This is a genomic window from Nitrobacter sp. (assembly GCF_051535235.1).
GTDB lineage: Bacteria > Pseudomonadota > Alphaproteobacteria > Rhizobiales > Xanthobacteraceae > Nitrobacter.
Genome location: NZ_JBPPLZ010000014.1, coordinates 53,234 through 60,050 on the forward strand (window position 1 = coordinate 53,234; position 6,817 = coordinate 60,050).

The 6,817-nt window shown below is 62.8% G+C and carries 3 protein-coding genes; 2 read left to right on the plus strand and 1 reads right to left on the minus strand.

Translation table 11 applies throughout. The features are described from left to right. Positions 1–266 precede the first annotated feature (266 nt). Together ACS3WA_RS14610 and ACS3WA_RS14615 are read left to right on the plus strand one after the other, a co-directional pair. Positions 267–1,229 (plus strand): acetyl-CoA carboxylase carboxyltransferase subunit alpha, encoded by a 963-nt coding sequence (locus tag ACS3WA_RS14610; protein WP_438279229.1) that lies wholly within the window; start codon positions 267–269, stop codon positions 1,227–1,229. A 308-nt stretch (positions 1,230–1,537) separates the two neighbouring features. Next, positions 1,538–3,037, plus strand: coding sequence for a L,D-transpeptidase family protein (locus ACS3WA_RS14615; protein ID WP_438279238.1), 1,500 nt, complete (start codon positions 1,538–1,540; stop codon positions 3,035–3,037). Between the two features lie 327 nt (positions 3,038–3,364). Here ACS3WA_RS14615 and secA read toward each other — a convergent pair whose 3' ends face one another. Beyond that, positions 3,365–6,226 (minus strand): preprotein translocase subunit SecA, encoded by a 2,862-nt coding sequence (gene secA / locus ACS3WA_RS14620; RefSeq protein ID WP_438279230.1) that lies wholly within the window; start codon positions 6,224–6,226, stop codon positions 3,365–3,367. Positions 6,227–6,817: the final 591 nt, after the last annotated feature.

Below are 6,817 nucleotides of genomic sequence, written 5' to 3' on the forward strand. Positions count from 1 at the left end.
ATCAGCCGAACCGTCCGGCTACCTCAGATCCACCTCGAAGCCCCGGCACCGCCGGGGTTTTTTTGTCGTGCGACGCTCCGGGCGGAAAACCTGTTCTACTCGGGTCTTGACTTCGCACCAATCAGCCGCGAAAGAGCGCAGCATCTCCCGGCAGCGAACCGGCCCGGCCACCTCTATCGTCCCCCTTAAACGTTTGAATTAAAGGATTTTTTGTCCTTCCCGCTGATAGCTTTCGTCCCTCGACACGTTCGTCCTATATTGCTGGAATGCCGGACCCCATGCGCAGCTACCTTGATTTCGAAAAACCTGTCGCGGAACTCGATTCCAAGATCGACGAACTGCGCGCACTCGCGGCTTCCGGCAGCGACATCGGCGAGGAGATTTCGAGCATCGAAGACAAGGCCGCGCAGGCGCTGAAGGATCTCTACGACAACCTGACGCCCTGGCAGAAAACCCAGGTGGCGCGGCACCCGCAGCGGCCGCACTTCTCCGATTTCATCAACGGCCTGATCACCGAGTTCACGCCGCTTGCGGGAGACCGCAAGTTCGGTGAGGACGAGGCGTTGATCGGCGGCTTCGGTCGCTTCCGCGGTGAAAGCATCTGCGTTATCGGCCAGGAAAAAGGCGCAACCACTGAAAGCCGGCTAAAGCACAATTTCGGCATGGCGCGACCGGAAGGTTATCGCAAGGCGGTCCGGCTGATGGAAATGGCCGACCGCTTCGACATCCCCGTGTTGTCGCTGGTCGATTCCGCCGGGGCCTATCCCGGCATCGGCGCCGAGGAACGTGGCCAGGCCGAAGCGATCGCGCGCTCGACCGATGCCTGCCTGTCGCTCGGCGTCCCCAATATCGCCGTCATCATCGGCGAGGGCGGCTCGGGCGGCGCGATCGCGATCGCGACCGCCAACCGCGTCTTGATGCTGGAACATGCGATCTACAGCGTCATTTCCCCGGAAGCGGCGTCGTCGATTCTCTGGCGGGATGGCAGCAAGGCTCAGGAAGCCGCGACCAACATGAAGATCACCGCGCAGGACCTGCTGCGGTTCGGCGTGATCGATGCCATCATCAAGGAGCCGCCGGGAGGCGCCCATCGCGATGCCTCGGCAATCGTCTCGCTCACCGGCGACGCCATTGCCGACGCCTTCAACGATCTGCGCAATCTCGACCGCGACGCGCTTCGCAAGCAGCGCCGTCAGAAATTCCTCGATATCGGACGCAAACTGGGCTGAGCAGGCCCGTTCCCGCCAGGATTCGTGACGGACGACGACCGTATTTCCGTTCTCCGAGGTTCGGATGGCTGCGAAATCGCGGCTTTTTATGGACACCCGCCGAACCGCCCTATTTCAGCCCGGTACCGAATATTTAACCTCCCTTCACCATCGTCGTCATGGATCTGGTCGCGCCGGCCGGCCCGGCTTGCGGGGCCGCAGGCTTAAGGATAATATTTTATTCAATGGCTTGGGGCACGGACGCCATGAATTCGGGGTGCAGGCTTGCCCGTCGCTTGCGGAGCTTTGCTTTGATCCATCGCTCGGCTTTGATCCATCGCACGCCCGGTCGTGCGATCCTGACGTCGGCCGTGCTGCTGGCGGGCGCCGTGCTTCTGGCCAGCTGCAACGGCGAGGACGCTTCACTCGCGAGCAACGCCAAGGCCAACCAGCCCGTTCCGCCCAAGCTCGTCGCCGCCATGACCGAAAAGGACATGGATCTGCAGTCGCCGATCCTGATCCGGCTGTTCAAGCAGGAAGCCGAGCTCGAAGTCTGGAAGCAGAACCGGTCCGGCAAATTCGCCTTGCTCAAGACCTATCCGATCTGCCGCTGGTCCGGGGATCTCGGCCCGAAAATGCGCGAAGGCGATCGCCAGGCGCCGGAGGGCTTCTACAGCATCACGCCGGCGCAGATGAATCCGCGCTCGGCCTACTACCTCTCCTTCAATACCGGCTATCCGAACGCCTTCGACAAGTCGCTGGGACGCACCGGATCCGAACTGATGGTGCATGGCGACTGCTCCTCGCGCGGCTGCTACGCCATGACCGACGAGCAGATCGCCGAGATCTACGCCGTCGGGCGCGAGTCGTTTTTCGGCGGGCAACGCGCCTTCCAGTTCCAGGCCTATCCGTTCCACATGACGCCGGTGAACCTTGCGAAGCACCGCAACAATCCGAACATGCCCTTCTGGAAGATGATCAAGGAAGGCAATGATCATTTCGAGGTGACCCATCAGGAGCCGAAGGTCGAGTTCTGCGAGCATAAATACGTGTTCGATCCGGTAGCCCCTCCGGGCTCGACCAAGCCGCTGCAGTTCAACGCATCCGCGCAGTGCCCGGCCTATGTGATCCCCGACGACATCGCGAGCGCCGTGCGCGAAAAGCAGGAGCGCGACAATACCGAACTCGCCAGGCTGATCTCGAAGGGAACGCCGGTGGCCAGGCTCAACACCGGGATCGACGGCGGCATGAACCGCGTGTTCGCCGCGAAAATCCCGGAGGGTCAGACGGGGCTGTCGGATCCGGCCGAACCCGGGCTGAAGCTCACGGCGTACTCGACGGCGCCGGGGACCATTCCACCGACCGTCAATCCGCCGCGCGATTCGGCAGCGGCGACGGTCGCAACCCCGTTCGAACCGGAGGCCGAAGCCACGAGACCGTCCTCGTCGCTGCTCGCCCCCTCGCCGTCGAGCAATATTTTCAGCAACCTTGCGCGCAAGATCGGTTTCGGCACCGCAGACACCACCGCAACGACCGCCACCGCAACGACCGCCACCGCAACCAGGCAGCCGGCTCCGGCCAAGCCGAAGACAGCTGCTGCCGCGGCGCATACCGCTCCGCTTCGTCCGGCCGTGGCGGAAAAGCGCCCCGCGCACGGAACGACGGAAAAAACGGCTGACAAGTCAGGCAAGCCCAAGCAGGTCGCGACAGCACGCCCGCCGTTAAAGCCCGCGATCGATACCGACGCGGCCGCGCCGCCGCCGGCTCCAAGTGCGGCGCCGGTGGCGTCAACGAACTCGTTCGACAGCCGCTTCTCGGCGTTCCGGTAAATCTTGCCCGTCATGCCCGCGAAGGCGGGCATCCGGTATTCCAGAGCACAGACAGTAGACCGGAATGAGTTGGCGACGAGGCGTTCGTTTCAACGCGTCATGGCCGGGCTTCGTCCGAGCCATCCACGTCTTTGATCGGATCGTGCTTCAGCCCGGCATGAAGCCGGGCATGACGATTCAACCAAACCTCATTTCCCTGCAGAAGGTAGATGCCGCAATGTACTGGACCATCCGCTTTCGCGGATGATGACGACGTTGCTATGTGGCTGGTGCCCTCCCCGCGCTACGGCGGCAATTGCTTTGCCTGGAGAGCCGCCCACCCCACCCTCACGCGTAGCGGCCGTGGCAGTGCTTGTACTTCTTGCCGGAGCCGCAGGGACAATCCTCGTTGCGGCCGACCTTGCCCCAACTCGTGGGATTACCCGGATCGCGACCGGAGGGGTCGGCATTCACGACCGGCGCCAGCGAAGCCTGGGCAAAATTGCCTTGCGCGAACGCCATCTCGTCCTCGCCCGTATTGGGATCGAGCTTGTGGACTTCCATCGCGGGCAGCACCGGCTGCTCTTCCTCGGGCGGCACGATCTCGACGCGCATCAACTGCCCCGTCACCGCCTCGCGCAGATGGGCAATCAGCGACTCGAATAGCGAAAAAGCTTCCGACTTGTATTCCTGCAGCGGATCGCGCTGGCCGTAGCCGCGCAGGCCGATGACCTGGCGCAGGTGATCGAGCATCACCAGATGCTCGCGCCAGAGATGATCGAGCGTCTGCAGCAGGATGGTCTTCTCGACGTAACGCATGACGTCGGGACCCCATTGCGCGACCTTGGCCGCCATGTGCTCGTCGACCCGGCTTTCGATACGCGACAGCAACTCCTCGTCGGCGATGCCCTCTTCGGCGGCCCATTCGTCGACCGGCAGGTCGATGTCGAGCACGCGCTTCAGCTCGTCCTTCAGCCCGGCGACATCCCACTGCTCGGCATACTGGTTTTCCGGCACGTGCTTGGCGACAAGGTCCTCGACGAACGCATGACGCATGTCGGCGACGGTTTCCGCGACGCTGTCGTTCTGCATCAGATCGACACGCTGTTCGAAGATCACCTTGCGCTGGTCATTCTGCACGTCGTCGTATTTCAGCAGGTTCTTGCGGATGTCGAAGTTGCGCGCCTCGACCTTCTGCTGTGCCTTCTCCAGCGCCTTGTTGATCCAGGGATGGGTGATCGCCTCGCCTTCCTTGAGGCCGAGCCGCTGCAGCATGGTGTCGAGCCGGTCCGATCCGAAGATCCGCATCAGGTCGTCTTCCAGCGACAGGAAGAATTTCGAGCGGCCCGGATCGCCCTGACGGCCGGAACGGCCGCGCAACTGGTTGTCGATGCGGCGCGACTCGTGGCGTTCGGAGCCGATGATGTAGAGCCCGCCGGGCCGGGTCATGGTCTTGGCCGGCTTCGCACCCTTGGCGGGCTCGATCTCGACGACCTCCTCGGCCTTGAGCACCATGTCGCGGAAGCGTTCGATATCGGCCTTGATTTCCGCAACCTTCGCGGCTTTTCCGGCTTCGTCGGCGATGTCGGCGGTCTCGAACTGGGCGCGCATCTCCAGCGAGCCGCCGAGCTTGATGTCAGTGCCGCGGCCGGCCATGTTGGTCGCGATGGTGATCGCGCCGGGCACGCCGGCCTCAGCCACGATATAGGCTTCCTGCTCGTGGAAGCGGGCATTCAGCACCGCGAACAGCTTCGCCGGCTTGCCGGCGCGAGCCGCCGCATACAGCTTCCGCATCGACTTGGGATCGGTGAAGTCGATCTGCTTGTAACCGTGCTTCTTCAGATAGTCGGCGAGCACTTCCGATTTCTCGATCGAGGCGGTGCCGACCAGCACCGGCTGCATCCGCGCGTTGGCGCGTTCGACCTCGGCCAGGATCGCGGCGTACTTCTCGTTCTGGGTCCGGTAGACCTCGTCATCCTCGTCGAGGCGCGCGATCGGCACGTTGGTCGGGATCTCGACGACCTCGAGCTTGTAGATGTCGGCCAGTTCGTCGGCTTCGGTCGCCGCGGTGCCGGTCATGCCCGCGAGCTTCTTGTACATCCGGAAGTAGTTCTGGAATGTGATCGAGGCAAGCGTCTGGTTCTCCGGCTGCACCGGCTGATGCTCTTTGGCCTCCAGCGCCTGATGCAGGCCTTCCGAATAGCGGCGGCCCGGCATCATGCGGCCGGTGAACTCATCGATGATGATGACCTCGCCGTCGCGAACGATGTAGTCCTTGTCGCGGGCGAACAGCGAGTGCGCGCGCAGCGCCTGATTGATGTGATGGACGACGGAGACGTTCTCGACGTCGTAGAGCGAATCGCCCTTGAGCTGGCCTGCCTCGCGCAGCAGCGTCTCGATCTTCTCCATGCCGGCCTCGGTGAGCGTCACCGTGCGCTGCTTCTCGTCGACCTCGTAATCGGTCACCTTCTCCAGGCTCGGCATGAAGGTGTCGATGGTGTTGTAGAATTCGGAGCGGTCGTCGAGCGGGCCGGAAATGATCAGCGGCGTGCGCGCCTCGTCGATCAGGATCGAGTCGACCTCATCGACGATGGCGAAGAAGTGCCCGCGCTGGACCATGTCCTCCAGACGGTACTTCATATTGTCGCGCAGATAGTCGAAGCCGTATTCGTTGTTGGTGCCGTAGGTGATGTCGCAGGCATAGGCCGCCTTGCGCTCGGCATCGTCGAGCCCGTGCACGATCACGCCGGTGGTCAGCCCGAGGAAGGAGTAGATCTGCGCCATCCAGGCGGCGTCGCGGCGGGCGAGATAGTCGTTGACGGTGACGACGTGGACGCCCTTGCCGGCCAGCGCGTTGAGATAGACCGCAAGGGTCGCCACCAGCGTCTTGCCTTCGCCGGTCTTCATCTCGGCGATGTCGCCCTCGTGCAGCACCATGCCGCCGACCAACTGCACGTCGAAATGGCGCTGGCCGAGCGTTCGCTTGCCGGCCTCGCGAACGGTGGCGAAGGCGGGAACGAGGATGTCGTCGAGCGACGCGCCGTTGGCGAGCTGCTGTTTGAATTCGTCGGTGCGCGCCCGTAGCGCCGCGTCGGACAGTGCGGCGATTTCGGGTTCGAGGGCGTTGATGGCCTTGACGCGGGACTGATATCCCTTGACCCGCCGATCGTTGGCGGAACCGAAAAACTTGCGGGCAAGCGCGCCGATCATGCCTAATTCCTGTCCTCGCGGTTCGGCGTTGCAGCCATCCAGTAGTCTTCCAGTGTCCAATCCGAGGTTCGCCCTATTCTGCGACGTCTTCCGCAACGAACTTCGGATTCATAGGGACACTAGCAAATTTAAAGGCGTGGCGGAGGTTCAGAAGTTCGCTTGCAGAATTCGCCGAGACCCATGAAGCGAACTTCGGAACCACCACACCACCCGCCTATCAACTCAACTCATCGTGACGCCTCAGGGCTGGAAGTCCCGGAAGCCGAGCATCCGTGTCCGAGCATCCGTGTCATGGATTGAGATTCGGCGACCCGGGGTTCAATCGCAAAAGCACAGCCAAAGCCCGCCCTTTGCCGTCGGCCCGGTCCGGCAGAGATATGGCCCACCTTGTGGGTTGTCAACGGTCGCCGGACAGCCGGTCGGAAGTGCCTGAGATGGAAACCGCGGCGGCCTTACCTGTCTGGGAATTCATGATTTTGACAGAGTTTTCGCGTTGCCAAGGCCGCGCGATTAAGCGAGTGTCCGCCGTCCCAAAACCCCTCCTCCTGGAGATCAAGGACTTCCCATGACCACCTCAATGCCCGCAACGAA